This window comes from Xanthomonas maliensis, assembly GCF_009192945.1.
Lineage (GTDB): Bacteria > Pseudomonadota > Gammaproteobacteria > Xanthomonadales > Xanthomonadaceae > Xanthomonas > Xanthomonas maliensis.
Genome location: NZ_NSET01000030.1, coordinates 24,797 through 43,930, shown reverse-complemented (window position 1 = coordinate 43,930; position 19,134 = coordinate 24,797). Strand labels below are relative to the sequence as shown.

Sequence of the window (19,134 nt, the reverse complement as noted above, 5' to 3'; positions counted from 1 at the left end):
ACAAGATGATCGCAGGCAGGACACACGCAGGTGATGCTGGCGTACGTGCGCATCGGCACCTGCACCTGGCGCATGCAGCGCTAGCGATCCACGCCGTCCAGCCGCTTGCTCCAGCTCTCGATCCGGCCGTGCTGCAGCCGACGTTCGAACAAGGTCTGCCATGACGGCACCAACGGCAGCAGCAGCACCTCGGCAATGATCGCCGGCGCGATCTGGCGGGCGTACAGCACCTGCTGCAGCCGTGCCAACGGCCACTGCGGATAGGGCCGCTCCAGCAAGCGCAGATCGTCGCCAGCGGCGACCTGGCCAGGCGCCAGAACCCGGTAGTACCACCCGGTACGCCCACTCTCCTGCACCCGCCGCGCCAAGCTGCGCACGCCGAAGCGATCGGACAGCTTCCAGCACGGCTGCCGCAGTTGCGACACTTCCACCTGCGCGGTGCCCAGCGCGTAACGATCGCCCAGGCACACCTCGGCCTCGGTCAGGCCGAGGCTGCTGAGGTTCTCACCGAAGGCGCTGACGGTGTCCAGTAATGGATGCGCGCCCAATTCGTCCCGCCAGGCCGCGTAGTGATCGCGCGGGTAATGGTGGATGGCCTTGTCCGGCCCGCCATGCACGCGGCGGTCGCCCTGCTCGTCGCCGACCAGCCCGTCGCGCTCGATCCGCACCGGGCCGTCGACGCAGCGCTTGTCGATCGCACTGCGGCTGCCAGGCCGGGTGAAGTCGCGTGCATGGCCGATCGCCACACTGTCGATCCGAATCGACAGCGACACCACAGGCGTACTCACCCGCCCTGCCCCGGCAACTCGGCCACGGCCTCGCGCAGTACCTCGCCCAAGACGGCGATGCCAGCGTCGATGCGTTCGCCCGGCACGGTGACGAACGACAGGCGCAGCGTATTGGTCTGCGGCAAGGTGGCAAAGAACGGCGCTCCCGGCACGAAGGCGACATTGCGGGCGATCGCGCGCGCCAGCAACGCCGTGCCGTCGAGCCCGGCCGGCAGGGTCACCCAGAGGAACATGCCGCCCTCGGGACGGTTCCACTGCACCTGCGGCGGGAAATGCCGCTCCAGCGCTTCCAGCATCAGCCCGCATTGGCGCGCATACAAGGCGCGGATCTGCGGGATATGGGTGTCGAGAAAATCGTCCTGCAGGGTCTGATGCACCAAGCGCTGGGTGAACGAGGGCGTATGCAGGTCGGCCGCCTGCTTGGCCTGAATCAGCTTGCCCAGCACCGCCTCCGGCGCCACCACATAGCCCAGCCGCAGGCCCGGCGCCAATACCTTGGAGAACGAGCCCATGTAGATCACCCCCTCCGGATGCAGCGACAGCAGGCTGGGCAGCGGCGCGCCGCGGTAGTACAGCTCGCCGTAGGGATCGTCTTCGACGATCGGCACGCCGGCCGCGGCTGCCCGCTCGACCAACAGTTGGCGCCGCGCCAGCGGCAGCCGCCGGCCGGTCGGATTCTGGAAATTCGGCAGGCAGTACAGCAGGCGGGCGTCGGCCAGTAGGGCCGGCTCGAGTTGCTCGACGATCACGCCGTCGTCGTCGGACGGCATGCCGACGAAGGCCGGCTGGAACAGCGAGAACGACTGCAAGGCGCCCAGGTAGCTCGGCGTCTCCACCAGCACCTTGCTGCCCTCGTCGATGAACACCTTGCCGAGCAAGTCCAAGCCCTGCTGCGAACCGGTCGTGATCAGCACCTGACTGGGACGGATGCTGGCGCCGTCGCGACTGAGCCGCGCCGCGACCCACTCGCGCAGCGGCGCATACCCTTCGGTCGGGCCGTACTGCAACGCCGCCTGCGGGGCATCGCGCAGCACCTGATCGCTGGCCGCGCGCATACGTTCGGCCGGAAAAGTGGTCGGCGACGGCAGGCCACCGGCGAAGGAAATCACCTCCGGCCGCTCAGTGACCTTGAGGAGTTCGCGAATCGCCGAACTGGTCAGCGCCTGTGCACGTCGGGAGATCTGGAAGGTGGTCGTCATGCCGCCAGCATAGCGAGCGCGCAGCGTCGATGCGCGATGCGCTGCAGCGTCACCGCCTCGCTCGTCGGCCGGCCCCATCAAGGCGATGCCCTCGCTGCGCGCGATCAGGGTGCGCCGGTGCGTGCGCCCCCAGGTATCGCGCGCCGAGCGGTGTACGCGTCAGTGCCTGCGTGGGGCCTGTGGACCACAGGTATCGCAGCCGCCGCAGGCTGCCCCCCCCTGCCCGGCCGGCGGCGCGATGCGACGACCGAGGTCCTGCAACCAGGACGCACGCCCGTCGCGCACCAATGCCACGGCGAGCGCGCCGCGCAGGCGCCGCACGGTGCCGGGAAACTGCTTCTTCAGCACGACCCACAGGCTGATCAGCACCGCCAAGGCGACGACCAGGTATTGCAGGGTCAGCGACCAGTCCATCAGCCGGCCCCCAGCAGCACGGCAACCTGGTAGGTCACCAGCGAGGCCAGATAGGCCAGCACGAACAGGTACAGCGCCGCAGCGCCCATCTGTTTCCAGGAATTGGTTTCGCGCCTGATCGTGGCCAAGGTCGAAATGCACATCGGCGCGTAGATGTACCAGACCAGCAGCGACAGCGCGGTCGCCAGCGACCAACCATCGCTGATCAACGGCGACAAGGCCTGCGCGGCGGCATCGTCGTCGGCCGCCGACAACGCATACACGGTCGCCAGCGAAGACACCGCCACTTCGCGCGCAGCCAGTCCGGGAATCAGCGCAATGCAGATCTGCCAGTTGAACCCCAACGGAGCGAAGAACACCGCCAGCGCATGGCCGATACGGCCGGCGAAGCTGTAGTCGATCGGCGGCAGGGTCGCGCCGGCCGGCGGTGCCGGGAACGACAGCAGGAACCACAACAGGATGGTCAAGGCCAGGATGATGCCGCCGACGCGCTTGAGAAAGATCGCCGCACGCTCCCACAGGCCCAGTGCCAGGTCGCGCAGATGCGGCACGCGGTAGGACGGCAGCTCCAGCAACAAGGGGTGTTCGCTCTTGTCGCGCCGCCATTTCTTCATCGTCCACGACACCACCAACGCGCTGACGATCGCGACCACGTACAGGCCGAACAACACCAGCCCCTGCTGATTGAACACGCCCCAGACCTGCTTCTGCGGGATGAAGGCGCCGATCAGCAATGCATAGACCGGCAGTCGCGCCGAACAGGTCATCAACGGCGCCACCATGATCGTCGCCAGACGATCGCGCGGGTCCTGGATGCTGCGGGTCGACATGATGCCGGGCACCGCGCAGGCGAAACTGGACAACAGCGGAATGAACGAGCGACCGGACAGGCCGGCGGAGGCCATCATGCGGTCCAGCAAGAACGCTGCGCGCGGCAAGTAGCCGGATTCCTCCAGCGCCAGGATGAAGGCGAACAGGATCAGGATCTGCGGCAGGAACACGATCACGCCACCCAGGCCGGCGATGATGCCGTCCTTCAGCAGGCTGTTGAGCGGCCCTTCGGGCAGGGTCGTGCCGACCCACTCGCCCAAGGCCGAGGTGCCGCCGTCGATCAGGTCCATCAGCGGCGCCGCCCAGGCATAGACGGCCTGGAAGATCAGGAACATCACCACCACCAGCGTCACCAGGCCCCACACCGGATGCAGCAACCAGCGGTCCAGCGCATCGTCCATCTGCGCGGTCCGGCGCGGCATGCTGACCGCCGCCGCCAGGATCTGCCGCACCTGGGTGTGGTAATTGCCATCGGCAGGCGGCGTCACATCCGGCGCAGGCAGGCTGGTGGCGCGGGCGTCGAGCGCCTCGATGAGCGCTTGCGCGCCGTTGCGGCGCACTGCCACGGTTTCGATCACCGGCACGCCCAGGGCCTGTTCCAGCGCCGGAAGATCGATGACGATGCCGCGCCGTTGGGCGGCGTCGACCATGTTCAACGCCACGATCATCGGCCGCCCCAACTCGCGCAATTCCAGCGCGAAGCGCAGATGCAGGCGCAGGTTGGTCGCATCCATCACGCACACCAGCACATCCGGTGCGGGCTCGCCCGGGTAGAAGCCGCGACACAGATCGCGGGTGATCGCCTCGTCCAGGCTGGCCGGTTGCAAGCTGTAGGCACCGGGCAGGTCCAGCACCGCGAACGCCCGCCCGGACGGCGCGCGGAAGTGCCCTTCCTTGCGCTCGACGGTCACACCGGTGTAGTTGGCGACCTTCTGCCGGCTGCCGGTCAATTGGTTGAACAACGCGGTCTTGCCGCTATTGGGGTTGCCGACCAGGGCCAGCCGCAGCGGCACGCTTGCCGCGCTCATGCCACCGCCTCCTGCTCGCGCACGCGGATCCGCCCGGCCTCGCTGCGCCGCAAGGCGAAGCGCGTATAGCCGACCTGCACCAGCAAGGGTTCGCGCCCGACCGGCCCGGTCGCCAGCACCGTGACTTCCTCCCCCGCCACGAACCCGAGCTCGCGCAGGCGCCGCGCGATCGTGTCGTTGGGTTGACGATCCTCCACCGATTCCACAAAGGCGGCGGTGTGCAGCGGCATGTCGGACAGCGTCACGAAGACAGCCCAATTGTTAGGAATGGTTCTCAATTCTAGCATCGACGCACCGCGTCATGGCTCCATCCAGTCGCCCCGCTATGATGGTTCGCATCCCATTCATGGACGCACGCAATGCAGGACACCGGCTTGATCGTTGAGGACCACGGAGCGGTCCGCACCTTGCGACTCAATCGTCCCGACGTCCATAACGCCTTCGATGCCGGCTTGATCGTGGCACTGACCGAGGCACTGCAGCAGGCGGGTCAATCCAGTGCAGTCCGGGTGGTGGTGGTGACCGGCGGCGGCAGCAGCTTCTCGGCCGGTGCGGACCTGCACTGGATGCGCAGCATGGTGGCCGCCAGCGAAGCAGAGAACGCCGCCGATGCGCTGGCGCTGGCCCGGTTGATGCGCACCCTCGACGAACTGCCCAAGCCCACCATCGCGCGGGTCAACGGCGCCGCGTTCGGCGGCGGTGTCGGCCTGGTGGCCTGTTGCGACATCGCCATCGGCAGCACCGATGCCCGCTTCGGCCTGACCGAAAGCCGGCTCGGCTTGTTGCCGGCGGTGATCTCTCCTTATGTGGTCGCAGCCATTGGCGCGCGCCAGGCCCGGCGCTGGTTCGCCACCGCCGAGATTTTCGATGCCGGTACCGCGCAGGCACTGGGATTGCTGCATCAGTTGGTCGCCAGCGACCAACTGGACGCGGCGGTGCAACGACAGATCAACCTGCTGCTGTCAGCCGCGCCGCTGGCGGCCAGCAGCGCCAAGGCGTTGGTGCGCTCGCTGCTGCCGGGCACCAGCGAGCGCGACGCGATCGACGCCGCCAATGCGGCCTGGATCGCCCGCCTGCGGGTTTCCCCGGAAGGCCAGGAGGGATTGGGCGCGTTTCTCGAAAAGCGTCGTCCAGCCTGGATTCCGGAGAGCCTGACGTGAGTGCCCTCGCCGGCGTCATGGCCGCGCAACGCGGCGCCGATGGCGCGAGCGCGCGGCTGCGCGGCCAATCGTCCAGGGACCTCGCATGAACGCGCTCGTCCGCATCGTCGAGGTCGGCCCGCGCGATGGTCTGCAGAACGAAGCGCAACCGATTGCCACTGCCGACAAGATCGCGCTGATCGATCAGCTGTCGGCAACCGGGCTGCGCAGCATCGAGGCGACCAGCTTCGTCAGCCCCACGTGGGTTCCACAGCTGGCCGATGCTGCCGAGGTCATGGCCGGTATCCGCCGCGATCCGGCGATCCACTACCCGGTACTGGTGCCCAACCTGCAGGGCTATGCCCGCGCCCGTGCGGCCGGCGCGCAGGAAGTGGCGGTGTTCACCGCCGCGTCGGAAGCCTTCAATCGCACCAATACCAATGCCGGCATCGACGAATCGATCGAGCGCTTCCGCCCGGTGCTGGCACAGGCCGCGCAGGATGGCGTGCGGGTGCGCGGCTACGTGTCGACCGTACTCGGCTGCCCCTACCAGGGCGAGGTGCCGGTCGCCACCGTGGTCGATGTCGCCCAACGGCTGCATGCGCTGGGCTGCTATGAGATCTCGCTGGGTGACACCATCGGCGTCGGCACACCGCGCAAGGCGCGGCAGATGCTGGCGGCGGTCGCGCAGGCGGTGCCGATGTCGGCACTGGCCGTGCATTTCCACGACACCTACGGCCAGGCGCTGGCCAATATCGCCGCTTGCCTGGACGAAGGCGTGCGGGTGGTCGACGCCGCCGTTTCCGGGGCCGGCGGCTGCCCCTACGCCAAGGGTGCCAGCGGCAACGTCGCCAGCGAGGACGTGGTCTATCTGTTGCATGGCCTGGGCATCGAGACCGGCATCGACCTGCCGGCGCTGGCACGCACCGGGCGTTGGTTGGCGCAGTTACTCGGCCGCGAGACCGGCAGCAAGGTCGGCAAGGCGCTGGCGGCCGCCAGCTGATCCGGTCGCAACAGGCCAGCGCTGGCGCCGCGCGCGGCCGCACGCTTCGGCTAGAATCGCCGGCCAATCGCTGGCCGGCACCACTGTCTCAGGGAGTTCTTCCATGCAGTCTTCTTCTGTCCTCGCCATCGTCACCGGCGGCGTGTCGGGTCTGGGTCTGGCCGTGGCCACGCGCATCGTCGCCGACGGCGGCAAGGTCGCCTTGTTCGACGTCAATGCCGACAAGGCGCAGGCCGCACTGGCTCAGCTCGGTGCCGGCAACGCGCACTACTTCGCCACCGATGTCACCGACGAGGCGCAGGTCGCCGCACAGATGGCGCAGGCGGCACAGGCGCTGGGCGGCTTGAACCTGGTGGTCAACTGCGCCGGCATCCTCGGCGCCGGCCGGGTGCTCGGCAAGGAAGCGCCGATGCCGCTGGCGACCTTCCGCAACACCGTGCTGATCAATCTGGTCGGCAGCTTCAATGTCGCCAAGGCGGCGGCCGACGTCATGCAGCACAACGCCGCTGGCGAGGACGGCGAGCGCGGGCTGATCGTCAACACCGCCTCGGTGGCCGCCTACGAGGGCCAGATCGGCCAGGCCGCGTATGCCGCCAGCAAGGGCGGCGTAGTCGGCATGACCTTGCCGATGGCGCGCGAACTGGCGCGCTTCGGCATCCGCGTGATGACCATCGCGCCCGGCGTGTTCTGGACGCCGATGGTCGACGGCATGCCAGAGGCCGTGCAGCAATCGCTGGCCGCGTCGATCCCGTTCCCATCGCGCCTGGGCCAGCCCGAGGAATATGCCGAGACCGTGGCCTTCCTGGTGCGCAACCGCTATCTCAACGGCGAAGTGATCCGCCTGGATGGCGGCGTGCGCTTGACTGCCAAATAGCCGGGAATGGCCACCGCCGCCCCTCCCGCATCCCCATTCCCCAATCACTGACTGACTTCCATGAAAGCCAACGACATCAAGAAAGGCAACGTCGTCGAATACAACGGCGGCATCTACCAGATCCGCGACATCGAGCGCAGCTCGCCGCAGGGCCGCGGCGGCAATGTGCGCTTTCGCTTCATCATGTACAGCGTGCCGGGCGGCGCCAAGCTGGATGCCAGCTTCGATGCCGACGACAACCTGAGCGAGGTGGAGCTGCTGCGCCGCCAATCGACCTATTCGTACAAGGACGGCGAGGCCTTCGTGTTCATGGACGACGAGGACTACACCCCGTACACCCTGGATGCGGAGGTGATCGGCACCGACGCCGGTTACATCACCGACGGCTTGACCGGCATCTATGTGCAGGTGATCGATGACCAGCCGGTGGCGGTACAACTACCGCAGACGGTGACGCTGGAAGTGATCGAGACCCCGCCGGAATTGAAGGGCGGCACCGCCACCAAGCGGCCCAAACCAGCCAAGCTCAATACCGGCCTGGAAATCATGGTGCCCGAGTACATCACCAACGGCGAACGCGTGCTGGTCAACACCACCACCGGCGAGTTCGCCGGCCGCGCCGACTAAGAGCAGCCACCAAAACTACTGCGCAGCCGCCAGGCGGGCGCGGCCGGTGCTCGGAATCCTCATGTACCACCCGTACACTGCGGTTCCTGCGCGCCGTCCGCGCCCACCTGACGGCTGCTCGCTACGTTTTGTTAGCCGCTCTAAAGGCTCGCGAGGCCGGCAACGGCCTCGGCGCGCGCGCCGCTGGCCAATCGGCAGCGGCGCGCGCACCGTTCAAACCATTCCGTTTGTATCGCAATGCGCAGCTGCTCAGCTGGACGGCTCTACAGTCTGTGCCGGCGCGATCGCCGGCATTGCTGGCGATTGCGCCAGCCGCCGCAGCCGTGCCTGCAGGCGTGTCACGTTGTCCTGACCCTGGGTGAGCGTGCGGCGCAGATCGGCATGCAGGCGTTGTCGTCCCAGCGATTGCAATTGCTGCCAGCCATCGACCAGCGCCCGGCTGTCCTGCGCCAACTGCGCCTGCAACGCCTGCAATTCGTCTGCCTGTGGCAAGCCATAGCCCGCAGCGCCAAGCAGTGCCGCCGGATGACTCAGCTGTGCCTGCTGGGCGAACAAGACCTGCAGGCGCTGTTCGACAGCGACACGCTCGGCACCGCCGGGGCGCAACAAACGTTTGAACGCATCGCGTTCCAGCAATTCCTGCTGCCGCAATGCGGCCTGTTCCAGCAACAGCGCAGCGGCGGTTTCGCGCAGCCCCCCGCGTTCGATCCACTGCGCGCGCCAGGCCGGCGTTGCCTGCAGCCACTGCGTCAGCGTGGTCGGCGGCAGCGGCATGCCCGCCTGCAACACCGCGAATAGGCGCTGGTAATGCGCGCCCGCCGATTCGAAGTAATAGCCTTGACGAATCGCTGCATCGCGATCGTCCAGCACATGCAGGTCGGCGATGCCAGCATGTTGTAGCCGGGCGCGCACTCCGCGCGGTGTTATCGCCGGCGTGGTGAGTGCCGCCAGCCGCGGCACGCTGTCGCGCAGCAGCCGGTCGGTCTCTACCGCGCAGTTGTTGCTGATGAAGTAGTAACGCCCATCGTAGCTCCAGTGCACCTGCGCCGCGCGCGCCAGCAATGCCGCCATCTCCTCCGGGGACAGCCGCAGCGGTACCGAGGACACCGCGCGCAGCTCCACCTTGGTGTATTCGTCGATCACCTGGCTCAATGGCAGCACGAATAGCCGCGACGGATACGAGCCAGTCAGGCCGCGCCAACTGGAGATCTGCACGTCGCCGACGAAGGCGCGGAACGACAGCACGCGGTGGTATTGCAGGTCCATGCGGCAATCTGGGCCCGGCGCGCGACCCGGCGCGCAGATCACCAAGCGCAGCATGCTGTGGCCCCAGCGGCTCATCGGCTGCGCATTGCCTTCGGCCAGAAGGTAGTCGACCGCATAGACACGCGCTGGATCCAGCGCCAGCAGCGACATTGCGCCGGCATCGTCCTCGGCCTGCAGGTAAGGCAGCGTGCCGGCGCAGGCCGAGGTGCTGGCAACGGTTCCCAATTGCGCGCCGAACCAGGCGGCCAGCGCTGGCCGGCGGCAGGCGTAATCCGGGTCCAGCACGGCATGCTCGAGATTGACCGCGACGAATTCGGCCGGGCTGTACAACTCGTAGCCGTCCGGACTGCGATCGCTGAAGTGATTGCGTACGCGCCCTAACGGCCAGCGGCGCGACGACCAGCCCGCCAACGCGCGCAACTGGCGATCCTGCGACAGTCCTCCCTGCGGTCCGTCATCGAGCACATGCGCCAGTTCGTGGATCAAGGCGGCCAGCGCGGCGCGGGTGGCCGCTACGGTGACATCGCCGCGTTGCGCAGCGGTCTGCGCTTGCCAGGCGGTCAATAGCCGGCGGTCCAGGGCGATCCGCCGCCCGCGTGCATGCCCGTGCACCTGCGACGGCAAGTCATCCCGCCATTGCAGCTGCACCGGCAGCGGCAGACGGGCCTGCCATTGCACCGGCAACCGCTGCCAAGCCTGGGCTGTCAGCTCGGCGCTGGCCTCACGCTCGTCGGTGGTCAGCCCATGCGGATCGAGCTGGACGAACTGCACTGGCGCCGGCGCTGCCGCTGCTGCCTGCGCCATCAGCAGCGCCGGAGCGAGGACTGCGAGCAGCCAGCACGCCCGGCCCCGGCGGGCGATCACTGCGCCAGGATGGCCTGGGCCAGCTCCAGGTCGCTGGCCAGACGGGCGGCCTCGCTGCGGCTGCGCAACTGCACGAAGGCCGCCTCCAGCCGCGCGCCGCGGATCGCGCCAGCGCTGGCGACGAAACCGGCGGCATCGTCACGCGCAGCGGCCACCACCTTGTCATGGCCGGAACTGCTGGCCGACGATCCGGCCGACGAGGCACCGGCCGAGGTGCCAGCCGAGCTGGAAGCGAAGGCTGCCAGCGGCAGGACGGTCAGGGCACAGAACAAGAGGGTGCGCAGCATCGGATGTCGCATCGGTGTGAGGATGACCGCAGCCTACCCGGCCGTCGGGCCGGCGGTCACCTGGTCCATCGTCAACAGCTTGCCGGGATTCAGCAACAGATGCGGGTCGAGCACCTGTTTGATCCCGCGCATCAGCGCGATCTCGGCGGCCGAGCGGGTGCTCGACAGATACGCTTTCTTGACCAGGCCGATGCCGTGCTCGGCCGAGATGCTGCCGCCGAAGCGCTGCAGCGTCTGTGCCAGCAATTTGGTCACCTGCTCGCAGGCCAGGATGAAATCGGCCTGGCTGGTGTCCTCGGGCTTGAGCACATTGATATGCAGGTTGCCGTCGCCGATATGGCCGAACCAGACCACGTCGAACTGCGGATACGCCTGGCCCAGCAAGGCCTGGGTCTCGGTCAGGAACGCCGGCATCGCCGAGATCCGCACCGAGACATCGTTCTTGTACGGGGTATAGCGCGCCAAGGCTTCGGTGATGCCTTCGCGCAGGCGCCACAGCTGCGCCGCCTGCGCATCGCTCTGGCTGATCACCCCGTCGCTGACCCAGCCCTGCTCCATGCAAGCCTCGAACGCCGCCATCGCGGCGGCCTCCTGCTGCGGATCGCCAGCGGCGAATTCGGTCACCACGTAGTACGGGTGCACCTCGGCGAACGGGGCCTGCGCGCCATGCGCCAACACATGTTCCAGCGCGCGATCGGTAAAGAATTCGAAGGCTTCCAGCCGCAGCTGCGCGCGGAACGCAGCGAAGACCTGCATCAGCACCTCGAACGATGGCAGCGCCAGCAGCATCACGTTGCTCGGCGGCGGCGGATCGGTCAGCCGCAGCGTCGCTTCCACCACGATGCCAAGCGTGCCTTCCGAGCCGATCATCAGATGACGCAGGTCGTAGCCGCTGGAATTCTTCACCAGCGCGTTGTTGAGCTCCAGCAGCTCGCCGGTACCGCTCACCACCTTCAGGCCGGCGATCCACTCGCGGGTATTGCCATAGCGGATCACCCGGATGCCACCGGCATTGGTGGCGATATTGCCGCCGATCGAACAGGAACCGCGTGCAGCGAAGTCCACCGGATACAGCAGCCCGTGTTCGCGCGCGGCATTGTGCACGGCCTCCAGTGGCATGCCCGCCTGCACGGTCAAGGTGCGGTCGACCGGGTCGAAGGCCAACGGCTTGTTCATGCGCTCCAGGCTCAGCACCAACTCGCCATTGGCGGCCACTGCGCCACCGGACAGGCCGGTGCGTCCGCCCGATGGCACCACTGCCACGGCTTCGGCAGCCGCCCAGCGCATCACCGCCTGCACCTCGTCCACCGTGCCAGGCAACGCAATGACCAGCGGCGCCGGCGTCCAGCGACGCGTCCAGTCGCGTCCGTAGTGCTCCAGGTCGGCGGGATCGGTTTTCAAGCGCAGGTTTGGCACGACCTGCTGCAGCGAAACGAGGCGAGGATCGGTCATGGCAGACGACGACAGGGCGGGAACCGCACAGCGTGCCAGCGCTCGCCAGCCCCGTCCAGCAGCTCCGCGCGCGCGCGCGACGCGGTTGGATTCAGCTGAAACCGTTGCGCCGCAAGGGCTTGCGGGCCTCCAGAGCTGTCACAGCGCGCATGCGCTCTGGCATAGTGGCCGACCCGATTGCTGCATTGCACCCCTCATGTCGCCGAAGAGAACGTCGTTTCCCAAGCAGGACATTCGCGTACTGCTGCTGGAGGGCATCAGCCAGACCGCCATCGATGTCTTCCGCGCCGCCGGTTACTCGCAGATCGAGAGCCATGGCAAGGCCTTGCCCGAGAACGAACTGAAGGCCCGCATTGCCGAAGCGCACATCGTCGGCATCCGCTCGCGTACCCAGCTCAGCGCTGACGTGCTGGCGCATGCCAAACGGCTGATCGCCGTGGGCTGCTTCTGCATCGGCACCAACCAGGTCGACCTGGATGCCGCCGAGCTGGCCGGCATTCCGGTCTTCAATGCGCCCTACTCCAATACGCGCAGCGTGGCCGAGCTGGTGATCGCCGAGGCCATCCTGCTGTTGCGCGGCATCCCGCAGAAAAACGCCGAATGCCACCGCGGCGGTTGGTCGAAATCGGCCGCCGGCAGCCACGAGACGCGCGGCAAGGTATTGGGCATCGTCGGCTATGGGCATATCGGCACCCAGGTGGGCGTGCTGGCCGAGGCGCTGGGCATGCAGGTGATCTTCCACGACGTCGAGACCAAGCTATCGCTGGGCAATGCCCGCGCGGCGATCGATCTGGACGAGCTGCTGGCGCGCGCCGACGTGGTGACCCTGCACGTGCCGGAGACGCCATCGACCAAGGACATGATCGGCGCGGTGGAATTGGCTCGGATGAAGCCCGGCGCCCATCTGATCAATGCCTCGCGCGGCACCGTGATCGACATCGATGCGCTCGACGCGGCGTTGCGCAGCGGCCAGATCGGCGGCGCGGCGGTGGATGTGTTCCCGGTCGAGCCCAAGGGCAATGGCGATGCGTTCACCTCGCCGCTCACCGCCCACGACAATGTGATCCTGACCCCGCACGTCGGCGGCAGCACGCTGGAGGCGCAGGACAACATCGGCATCGAGGTCGCCGCCAAGCTGGTGCGCTATAGCGACAACGGCAGCACGCTGTCGTCGGTCAATTTCCCCGAAGTCACCCTGCCCGAGCACGCCGAGAGCCTGCGCCTGCTGCACATCCATCGCAATGTGCCGGGCGTGCTGTCGCAGATCAACGAACTGTTCTCGCGTCACAACGTCAACATCGACGGCCAGTTCCTGCGCACCGATCCGAAGGTCGGTTATGTGGTCATCGATGTCAGCGCCAGCGAAGAAGTCGCCGCAGTGCTGAAGGACGAGCTGGGGCAGATCACCGGCACGCTGCGGACGCGCGTGCTGTACTGATTCGGATCAGTTGCCAGGCGCGCTTCGTCGACGCGACGCGCGGCCGCATCGCTTGCATGCGGTGGACGCGCGCTGCCGCATCGCTAATCCCGGCGCTCCAACCACTTCTGCGCCATCCGCCGCAGCGAGGGGTCCAGATCCGGTTCGGCCAGCAGCTCGGCGATCGGACGCCAGGCCAGCGCCAGCGATTCCTCGCTGACCTGGTAGCGCTCGTCGCTGCCGGCCAGCACGACATAGCGGGCATCGTAATGCCAGTGCCCGGGCACGTCGCCGCGCGCGGGAATCCAGTGGCGGTCCAGATCGAACACCACACCATCGGCCAGACGCAGCTCGGCCAGGCCGGATTCTTCCTCCGCCTCACGCAGCGCGACCCGCGCCAGGTCGCGATCGCCATCGGCATGGCCGCCGAGTTGCAGCCAGCGCTGCAGCTTGCGGTGGTGGGTGAGCAAGGTGCGCTGGCCGTCGCCGCTCACCACCCAGGCCGAACCGGTGAAGTGACCTTGCAGGCGCGCGCGCACAAAGGGGTCGGCGGCATCGTCCAGCAACTGCGCGAAGGCATCGGCGACGTCGGCCTCCTCGGGCCAGCGCTCGCGGTAGTCGGCCAGTTGCTGGCGCAGGCTTGCATCGGTCATCGGCACTCTCGGGCGGTACGGTGTCGGCGGCCATTATCCCTGTTCATGCTGCGTACGCGCTTGTCGTGGGCGTGTAGCTTTGGCAAGGTACGTCGCTTGCCTGCCTTCCGGGCGTGGCGACCACCCTTTCCGGGCGCCTGCGCCCCGCACTGCCATTAGGGATGTCACGAATGCTGAAATCACTGTTGCGGGTCAAGCCGATCGCGCCAGCCGGGCATGTCGATGCCGGCGAGCCGGTCGAGGGCAGCCTGGAGGGCGAAGCCACCCTCAAACGCACCCTCACGGCCCGCCACCTGGTGATGCTCGGCGTCGGTGCGGTGATCGGCGCCGGCATCTTCGTGATGACTGGCCAGGCCGCCGCCAACCACGCCGGCCCGGCGGTGATGCTGTCGTTCGTGTTCGCTGGCCTGGCCTGCGCCCTGGCCGGTCTGTGCTATGCCGAGTTCGCCGCGATGCTGCCGGTGTCCGGCAGTGCCTACTCGTACTCCTACGCGACCCTCGGCGAGGGCGTGGCCTGGCTGATCGGCTGGTGCCTGGTGCTCGAATACCTGTTCGCCGGCTCCAGCGTGGCGGTGGGCTGGTCGGCCTATCTGCTCAGTTTCATCACCGGTACCCTGGGACTGCCGTTCCCCGAGGCACTGGCCAGCGCGCCGCTGAACTGGACCGGACACGAGTTCGTTGCCTCCGGTGCCTTGCTCAACCTGCCGGCGGTCCTGATCGTCGCTGCGGTCAGCGGGCTGTGCTATGTCGGCATCACCCAATCGGCCTTCGTCAACGCGATTGTGGTCGCGATCAAGGTCGCGGTGATCTGCCTGTTCGTCGGCTTTGGCGCCAGTCATATCGATCCGGCCAACTGGACGCCCTTCATCCCCGAGAACACCGCCCCGGGCGTGTTCGGCTGGAGCGGCGTGTTCCGCGCGGCGTCGGTGGTGTTCTTCGCCTATATCGGCTTCGATGCGGTCTCCACCTCCGCGGGCGAGACCAAGAATCCACAGCGCAACATGCCGATCGGCATCCTCGGCTCGCTGGCGCTCTGCACGGTGATCTACATCATCGTCTGCGCGGTGCTCACCGGCATGACCAATTACACCTTGCTCGGCACCGCCAAGCCGGTCGCCACCGCGCTGGAAGCCTATCCGCAGCTGGCCTGGCTGAAGACCGCGGTGGAAATCGGCGCGATCGCCGGCCTGTCCTCGGTGGTGCTGGTGATGCTGATGGCGCAGCCGCGCATCTTCTACACCATGGCCCAGGACGGTTTGCTGCCGAAGCTGTTCGGGCGGGTGCACAAGCGCTTCCACACCCCGTATGTCGGCACCATCCTGGTGGGCGTGGTCGCGGCGCTGCTGGCCGGGCTGGTTCCGCTGAGCGTGCTCGGCGAGCTGGTGTCGATGGGCACGCTGCTGGCGTTCGCCACCGTTTGCGTCGGCGTACTGGTCCTGCGCTATACCCGCCCGGAGCTGGAGCGCCCGTTCCGGGTGCCGGCCGTGTGGCTGATTTGCCCGCTGGGAGCGCTGGCCTGCCTGTTCCTGTTCTTCCAGGCATTCCAGGAGCATTGGAAGGTCTTCGTCGGCTGGACCCTGCTCGGCCTGGTGATCTACTTCTTCTACGGCATGCGCCACAGCCGCCTGGCCAAGCGCGCCTGATCTCCTCCAGACCGGCGCGTGCGCCGGTCCTTTCGTTCACCGACGGCGCGCCGCGCCAAGCTGGAACCGCTCCATGTTCAAACAACTCTGGGCCACCAAGCATCCCCACGCCAGCCATGAGGCGGCCGACGGGCTGGGCCTGCAACGCGCGCTCGGCCCCTGGGGCCTGACCGCACTGGGCATCGGCGCGGTGATCGGTGGCGGCATCTTCGTCATCACCGGCCAGGCCGCGGCCAACCACGCCGGTCCTGCGATCATGCTCTCGTTCGTGCTGGCGGCGATCTGCTGTGCGTTCTGTGCGCTCGCCTATGCCGAGTTCGCGGCGATGGTGCCGGTCTCCGGCAGCGCCTATACCTATACCTACGCCACCTTCGGCGAGCTGCCGGCCTGGTTCATCGGCTGGATGCTGGTACTGGAATACGGCGTCTCTGCATCGGCAGTGGCGGTCAGTTGGACCGGCTATTTCCTCAGCCTGTTGCAGCACTTCAACATCCACTTGCCGGCCGCGCTGGTCAACGCGCCGCTGGACGGCAAGCTGCAAGCCACCGGCGCGATCGCCAACCTGCCGGCCGCCGGCATCGTGCTGCTGCTGACCTGGCTGTGCTATGTCGGCATCCGCAAGTCGTCGGCGATGAACATGGCCATGGTCGTGCTCAAGACCGGCTTGATCCTGCTGGTGATCGCGGCGGGCTGGAAATACGTCGATCCAGGCAACTGGCAGCCCTTCATCCCCGCCAACGACGGCCCTGGCAAGTACGGCATGGAAGGCGTGCTGCGCGGCGCGGCGATGGTGTTCTTCGCCTACATCGGCTTCGAAGCGGTGTCGGTGGCTGCGCAGGAATCGCATCGGCCGCAGCGCGACCTGCCGATCGGCATGATCCTGTCGCTGCTGATCTGCACCGTGCTGTACATCGCCATGGCTGCGGTGATGACCGGGCTGGTGCCGTACACCTTGCTCGGCACCGACGAGCCGGTAGTCACCGCCGTGGCCGCGCATCCGCAGCTCAGTTGGCTGCGCATCGTGGTGGAAGTCGGTGCCTTGATCGGCCTGTCGTCGGTGGTGCTGGTGATGATCATCGGCCAACCACGCATCTTCATGATCATCGCCCGCGATGGCCTGCTGCCGTCGCTGTTCACCCGCATCCATCCCAAGTACCGTACCCCGCACATCAACACCGTCATCACTGGCGTCGGCATCGCCGTGCTGGCGGCGGTGTTCCCGCTGGACGTGCTGGGCGAGCTGACCTCGATGGGCACGCTGATCGCCTTTGCCGCCGTCTGCGCCGGCGTGCTGATTCTGCGTCGCACCCATCCGGAGCTGCCGCGTCCGTTCCGCATGCCGCTGCCGTGGCTGATCTGCAGCGCCGGCGTGCTCAGCTGCCTGGCGCTGCTGTCGGCGATGACCCTGCACAACTGGATGCTGATGGGGCTGTGGACGCTGGTAGGCCTGGTGCTGTACTTCGGCTACGGCTATCGCCACAGCCGTTTGCGCACACCGCATTGAGTTCCTGCCTGCGGTGCGCAGCCTGCTGCGCCGCACCTGACCATGTCGCGACGGGGCAGTAGAATGAGGCCATGAACGCGACCACTGCCCCCCTTCCCTACAGCGCCGCGCGGCTGCACGAGCTGGCCCAGCTGCTGATCGGCAATATCCGCGAGCTGGCCCAGGCCGGCTGGACGCCAGCCACCAGCAGCAACTTCTCCCATCGCCTGGACGAGCAGCACGCGGCGATCACCGTGTCCGGCCGCGACAAGGGTCGCCTGGTCGAAGACGACATCATGGTGGTGGACTTCGACGGCCGTGCGGTCGGGCGCCCGCTGCGGCCGTCGGCCGAGACCCTGCTGCATACCCAGCTCTACCGCCGTTTCCCCGAGATCGGCTGCGTGCTGCACACCCATTCGCCAGTGCAGACCATCGCTTCGCGCCTGTATGCCGGCAGCGGCCGCATCCGCCTGGAAGGCTACGAGCTGCTCAAGGCCTTCGATGGCAACACCACCCACGAGACCGCGATGGACGTGCCGGTGTTCGCCAATACCCAGGACATGCAGGTGCTGGCCGCGCAGGTGGAGGCCTTGCTGGACAAACAGTGCATGTGGGGGTATCTCATCGAAGGACACGGCCTGTATGCCTGGGGCCGCAACATGGCCGAAGCACGCCGGCATCTGGAGGCATTCGAGTTCCTGCTGCATTGCGAACTGGAACTGCTGAAGCTGCGCGGCGCGCACTGACCCCGCTCTCCCACACCGAGCCAGACCGCCATGAGCCGACTGCGTATCTTTGCCGACACCAATCCCACCACGCCGCAGTTCGACAGCCGCGACGGCGCTGCGATCGCCGCGGAGCTGCAGAAGATCGGCGTGACCTTCGAACGCTGGCAGGCCAATCAGCCGATCGAGCCTGGCGCCACGCCCGAGCAGGTGATGGCCGCCTACCGCAGCGACATCGACCGACTGACCGCCGAGCATGGCTTCAAGACCGTGGACGTGGTCAGCATCGCGCCGGACAACCCCAAGCGCGAGGAAATGCGCGCCAAGTTCCTCGACGAGCATTTCCACAAGGAGGACGAAGTGCGCTTCTTCGTCGCCGGCTCGGGGCTGTTCACCCTGCATGTGGACCACAAGGTCTACGAAATCGAGTGCGTCAAGGACGACCTGATCGCCGTGCCCGATGGCACCTTGCATTGGTTCGACATGGGACCGGAACCGCACTTCGTGGCCATCCGCTTCTTCACCGAGCCGGACGGCTGGGTCGGCCATTTCACCGGCACCGAGATCGCCCAACAATTCCCCCGCTACGCCCCCGAGAAACCTCACAAGGCCAGCTGACGATGACCCGACCGCAAGCGATCCTCACCGATATCGAAGGTACGACCAGCAGCATTTCGTTCGTCAAGGATGTCCTGTTTCCGTACGCGCGCCGCGCCATGCCCGACTACGTGCGCGAGCACGGCGGCCACCCGCAGGTGCGCCACTGGCTCAACCAGGTGGCCGACGAACTCGGTGAGGACGTGCCGGACGAGCTGTTGATCAGCACGCTGCAGACCTGGATCGACGAGGACCGCAAGCACACGGCACTGAAGGCCTTGCAGGGCATGATCTGGCAGGACGGCTACCGCACCGCCGACTTCACCGCCCACATCTATGCCGACGCGGCGATCCAGCTGAAGGCATGGCATGCGGCCGGCATTCCGTTGTACGTGTATTCGTCCGGCTCGGTGCCGGCACAGAAGCTGTTCTTTGCCCATAGCGATGCCGGCGACCTGAGCGGCCTGATCACCGACTGGTTCGACACCGAGATCGGCGGCAAGCGCGAAAGCTCCAGCTATCGTCGCATCGTCGAACGCATCGGCGTGCCGGCTGGCGAGATCCTGTTCCTGTCGGATGTGATCGAGGAACTGGACGCGGCCAAGCGCGCCGGCATGCGCACCGCCTTGCTCGATCGCCGCGAGGACTATCCCATCCCCCGTTCGGCCGAGGACATCGGCAGCCACCAGCGGGTGGAAAGCTTCAACGAATTGGCGTTCTGATCGCACGACGGCCTCGCGCATCGCTGCGTCGCCGCCCAGCGTTCCGGCCAGTGAGCGTCGCCGCCTTGGCGGCGGCGGTCACGGCGTGACGGGAAGGCGCCGTCCTACTGGCAACCGCGTCA

Annotated in this window: 19 protein-coding genes and 1 other RNA gene; 11 read left to right on the top strand and 9 right to left on the bottom strand. The window is 67.3% G+C overall.

The features are described from left to right. Nucleotides 1–80: 80 nt before the first annotated feature. From CKY51_RS09960 to CKY51_RS09940, 5 genes are all read right to left on the bottom strand, one after another. Nucleotides 81–776, bottom strand: coding sequence for an MOSC domain-containing protein (locus tag CKY51_RS09960; protein ID WP_022971549.1), 696 nt, complete (start codon nt 774–776; stop codon nt 81–83). 8 nt (nt 777–784) lie between these two features. Next, nucleotides 785–2,065: an aminotransferase-like domain-containing protein gene (locus tag CKY51_RS09955; RefSeq protein WP_425509509.1), complete on the bottom strand. Its 1,281-nt coding sequence runs from the start codon at nt 2,063–2,065 to the stop codon at nt 785–787. 81 nt (nt 2,066–2,146) lie between these two features. After that, nucleotides 2,147–2,401, bottom strand: coding sequence for a DUF6587 family protein (locus CKY51_RS09950; protein ID WP_022971546.1), 255 nt, complete (start codon nt 2,399–2,401; stop codon nt 2,147–2,149). After that, a complete protein-coding gene (feoB, locus tag CKY51_RS09945; protein WP_022971545.1) occupies nt 2,401–4,260 on the bottom strand; it encodes a ferrous iron transport protein B in 1,860 nt (619 codons plus the stop codon). Before feoB ends, CKY51_RS09950 begins: the two co-directional genes overlap by 1 nt. After that, complete coding sequence (locus tag CKY51_RS09940) at nt 4,257–4,505, bottom strand: FeoA family protein (RefSeq protein ID WP_031339093.1); 249 nt, start codon at nt 4,503–4,505, stop codon at nt 4,257–4,259. The genes feoB and CKY51_RS09940 overlap by 4 nt, the downstream gene beginning before the upstream one ends. Before the next feature lie 114 nt (nt 4,506–4,619). Between CKY51_RS09940 and CKY51_RS09935 the strand changes: the two genes are divergently transcribed. From CKY51_RS09935 to CKY51_RS09915, 5 genes are all read left to right on the top strand, one after another. Continuing rightward, nucleotides 4,620–5,420, top strand: a complete 801-nt coding sequence (locus tag CKY51_RS09935) for an enoyl-CoA hydratase-related protein (protein ID WP_022971543.1) — start codon at nt 4,620–4,622, stop codon at nt 5,418–5,420. A gap of 85 nt (nt 5,421–5,505) precedes the next feature. Continuing rightward, nucleotides 5,506–6,402: a hydroxymethylglutaryl-CoA lyase gene (locus tag CKY51_RS09930; protein ID WP_022971542.1), complete on the top strand. Its 897-nt coding sequence runs from the start codon at nt 5,506–5,508 to the stop codon at nt 6,400–6,402. 103 nt (nt 6,403–6,505) lie between these two features. After that, nucleotides 6,506–7,276: an SDR family NAD(P)-dependent oxidoreductase gene (locus CKY51_RS09925; RefSeq protein ID WP_022971541.1), complete on the top strand. Its 771-nt coding sequence runs from the start codon at nt 6,506–6,508 to the stop codon at nt 7,274–7,276. A 60-nt stretch (nt 7,277–7,336) separates the two neighbouring features. Next, nucleotides 7,337–7,903 carry an elongation factor P-like protein YeiP gene (gene yeiP / locus CKY51_RS09920; RefSeq protein ID WP_022971540.1) on the top strand — a complete coding sequence of 189 codons (567 nt, stop codon included), beginning with the start codon at nt 7,337–7,339 and terminating at the stop codon, nt 7,901–7,903. Between the two features lie 61 nt (nt 7,904–7,964). Then, nucleotides 7,965–8,040: non-coding RNA, sX9 sRNA (locus tag CKY51_RS09915), on the top strand. Between the two features lie 112 nt (nt 8,041–8,152). Here the strand turns inward: CKY51_RS09915 and CKY51_RS09910 are convergent. Genes CKY51_RS09910 through CKY51_RS09900 form a run of 3 tightly spaced genes read right to left on the bottom strand, consistent with a single transcriptional unit; the run spans nt 8,153 to nt 11,772 of the window. After that, nucleotides 8,153–10,030, bottom strand: coding sequence for a DUF7844 domain-containing protein (locus CKY51_RS09910; protein WP_484606915.1), 1,878 nt, complete (start codon nt 10,028–10,030; stop codon nt 8,153–8,155). After that, complete coding sequence (locus tag CKY51_RS09905; RefSeq protein ID WP_022971538.1) at nt 10,030–10,320, bottom strand: DUF2388 domain-containing protein; 291 nt, start codon at nt 10,318–10,320, stop codon at nt 10,030–10,032. Before CKY51_RS09905 ends, CKY51_RS09910 begins: the two co-directional genes overlap by 1 nt. Before the next feature lie 33 nt (nt 10,321–10,353). Then, nucleotides 10,354–11,772, bottom strand: a complete 1,419-nt coding sequence (locus CKY51_RS09900) for an FAD-binding oxidoreductase (protein WP_022971537.1) — start codon at nt 11,770–11,772, stop codon at nt 10,354–10,356. 196 nt (nt 11,773–11,968) lie between these two features. On the opposite strand from CKY51_RS09900, the gene serA reads away from it, so the two are divergent. After that, the gene (gene serA / locus CKY51_RS09895; protein ID WP_022971536.1) at nt 11,969–13,210 is read left to right on the top strand and encodes a phosphoglycerate dehydrogenase; all 1,242 of its coding nucleotides are present in this window, start codon (nt 11,969–11,971) and stop codon (nt 13,208–13,210) included. Nucleotides 13,211–13,293: 83 nt separating this feature from the next. Here serA and CKY51_RS09890 read toward each other — a convergent pair whose 3' ends face one another. Next, nucleotides 13,294–13,842, bottom strand: a complete 549-nt coding sequence (locus CKY51_RS09890; protein ID WP_022971535.1) for an NUDIX hydrolase — start codon at nt 13,840–13,842, stop codon at nt 13,294–13,296. A 170-nt stretch (nt 13,843–14,012) separates the two neighbouring features. On the opposite strand from CKY51_RS09890, the gene CKY51_RS09885 reads away from it, so the two are divergent. The 5 genes from CKY51_RS09885 (at nt 14,013) to mtnC (ending at nt 19,012) form a co-directional block, all read left to right on the top strand. After that, a complete protein-coding gene (locus CKY51_RS09885; protein ID WP_022971534.1) occupies nt 14,013–15,485 on the top strand; it encodes an amino acid permease in 1,473 nt (490 codons plus the stop codon). A 73-nt stretch (nt 15,486–15,558) separates the two neighbouring features. Beyond that, on the top strand, nt 15,559–16,989 hold the full coding sequence (locus CKY51_RS09880) for an amino acid permease (RefSeq protein ID WP_022971533.1): 1,431 nt from the start codon (nt 15,559–15,561) through the stop codon (nt 16,987–16,989). A gap of 71 nt (nt 16,990–17,060) precedes the next feature. After that, a complete protein-coding gene (locus tag CKY51_RS09875) occupies nt 17,061–17,714 on the top strand; it encodes a methylthioribulose 1-phosphate dehydratase (protein WP_022971532.1) in 654 nt (217 codons plus the stop codon). A gap of 30 nt (nt 17,715–17,744) precedes the next feature. After that, on the top strand, nt 17,745–18,311 hold the full coding sequence (locus CKY51_RS09870; protein ID WP_022971531.1) for a 1,2-dihydroxy-3-keto-5-methylthiopentene dioxygenase: 567 nt from the start codon (nt 17,745–17,747) through the stop codon (nt 18,309–18,311). 2 nt (nt 18,312–18,313) lie between these two features. Then, nucleotides 18,314–19,012, top strand: a complete 699-nt coding sequence (gene mtnC, locus CKY51_RS09865; protein WP_022971530.1) for an acireductone synthase — start codon at nt 18,314–18,316, stop codon at nt 19,010–19,012. Nucleotides 19,013–19,134 lie beyond the last annotated feature (122 nt).

Bases quoted from the DNA above. Each gene is read 5' to 3' on its own strand.
- CKY51_RS09925 (WP_022971541.1), top strand. From the start codon at position 6,506: ATGCAGTCTTCTTCTGTCCTCGCCATCGTCACCGGCGGCGTGTCGGGT.
- CKY51_RS09930 (WP_022971542.1), top strand. From the start codon at position 5,506: ATGAACGCGCTCGTCCGCATCGTCGAGGTCGGCCCGCGCGATGGTCTG.
- CKY51_RS09900 (WP_022971537.1), bottom strand. From the start codon at position 11,772: ATGACCGATCCTCGCCTCGTTTCGCTGCAGCAGGTCGTGCCAAACCTG.
- CKY51_RS09890 (WP_022971535.1), bottom strand. From the start codon at position 13,842: ATGACCGATGCAAGCCTGCGCCAGCAACTGGCCGACTACCGCGAGCGC.
- mtnC (WP_022971530.1), top strand. From the start codon at position 18,314: ATGACCCGACCGCAAGCGATCCTCACCGATATCGAAGGTACGACCAGC.
- CKY51_RS09875 (WP_022971532.1), top strand. From the start codon at position 17,061: ATGAACGCGACCACTGCCCCCCTTCCCTACAGCGCCGCGCGGCTGCAC.
- CKY51_RS09950 (WP_022971546.1), bottom strand. From the start codon at position 2,401: ATGGACTGGTCGCTGACCCTGCAATACCTGGTCGTCGCCTTGGCGGTG.
- CKY51_RS09905 (WP_022971538.1), bottom strand. From the start codon at position 10,320: ATGCTGCGCACCCTCTTGTTCTGTGCCCTGACCGTCCTGCCGCTGGCA.
- serA (WP_022971536.1), top strand. From the start codon at position 11,969: ATGTCGCCGAAGAGAACGTCGTTTCCCAAGCAGGACATTCGCGTACTG.
- CKY51_RS09880 (WP_022971533.1), top strand. From the start codon at position 15,559: ATGTTCAAACAACTCTGGGCCACCAAGCATCCCCACGCCAGCCATGAG.
- CKY51_RS09955 (WP_425509509.1), bottom strand. From the start codon at position 2,065: ATGGGGCCGGCCGACGAGCGAGGCGGTGACGCTGCAGCGCATCGCGCA.
- feoB (WP_022971545.1), bottom strand. From the start codon at position 4,260: ATGAGCGCGGCAAGCGTGCCGCTGCGGCTGGCCCTGGTCGGCAACCCC.
- CKY51_RS09885 (WP_022971534.1), top strand. From the start codon at position 14,013: ATGCTGAAATCACTGTTGCGGGTCAAGCCGATCGCGCCAGCCGGGCAT.
- yeiP (WP_022971540.1), top strand. From the start codon at position 7,337: ATGAAAGCCAACGACATCAAGAAAGGCAACGTCGTCGAATACAACGGC.
- CKY51_RS09935 (WP_022971543.1), top strand. From the start codon at position 4,620: ATGCAGGACACCGGCTTGATCGTTGAGGACCACGGAGCGGTCCGCACC.
- CKY51_RS09870 (WP_022971531.1), top strand. From the start codon at position 17,745: ATGAGCCGACTGCGTATCTTTGCCGACACCAATCCCACCACGCCGCAG.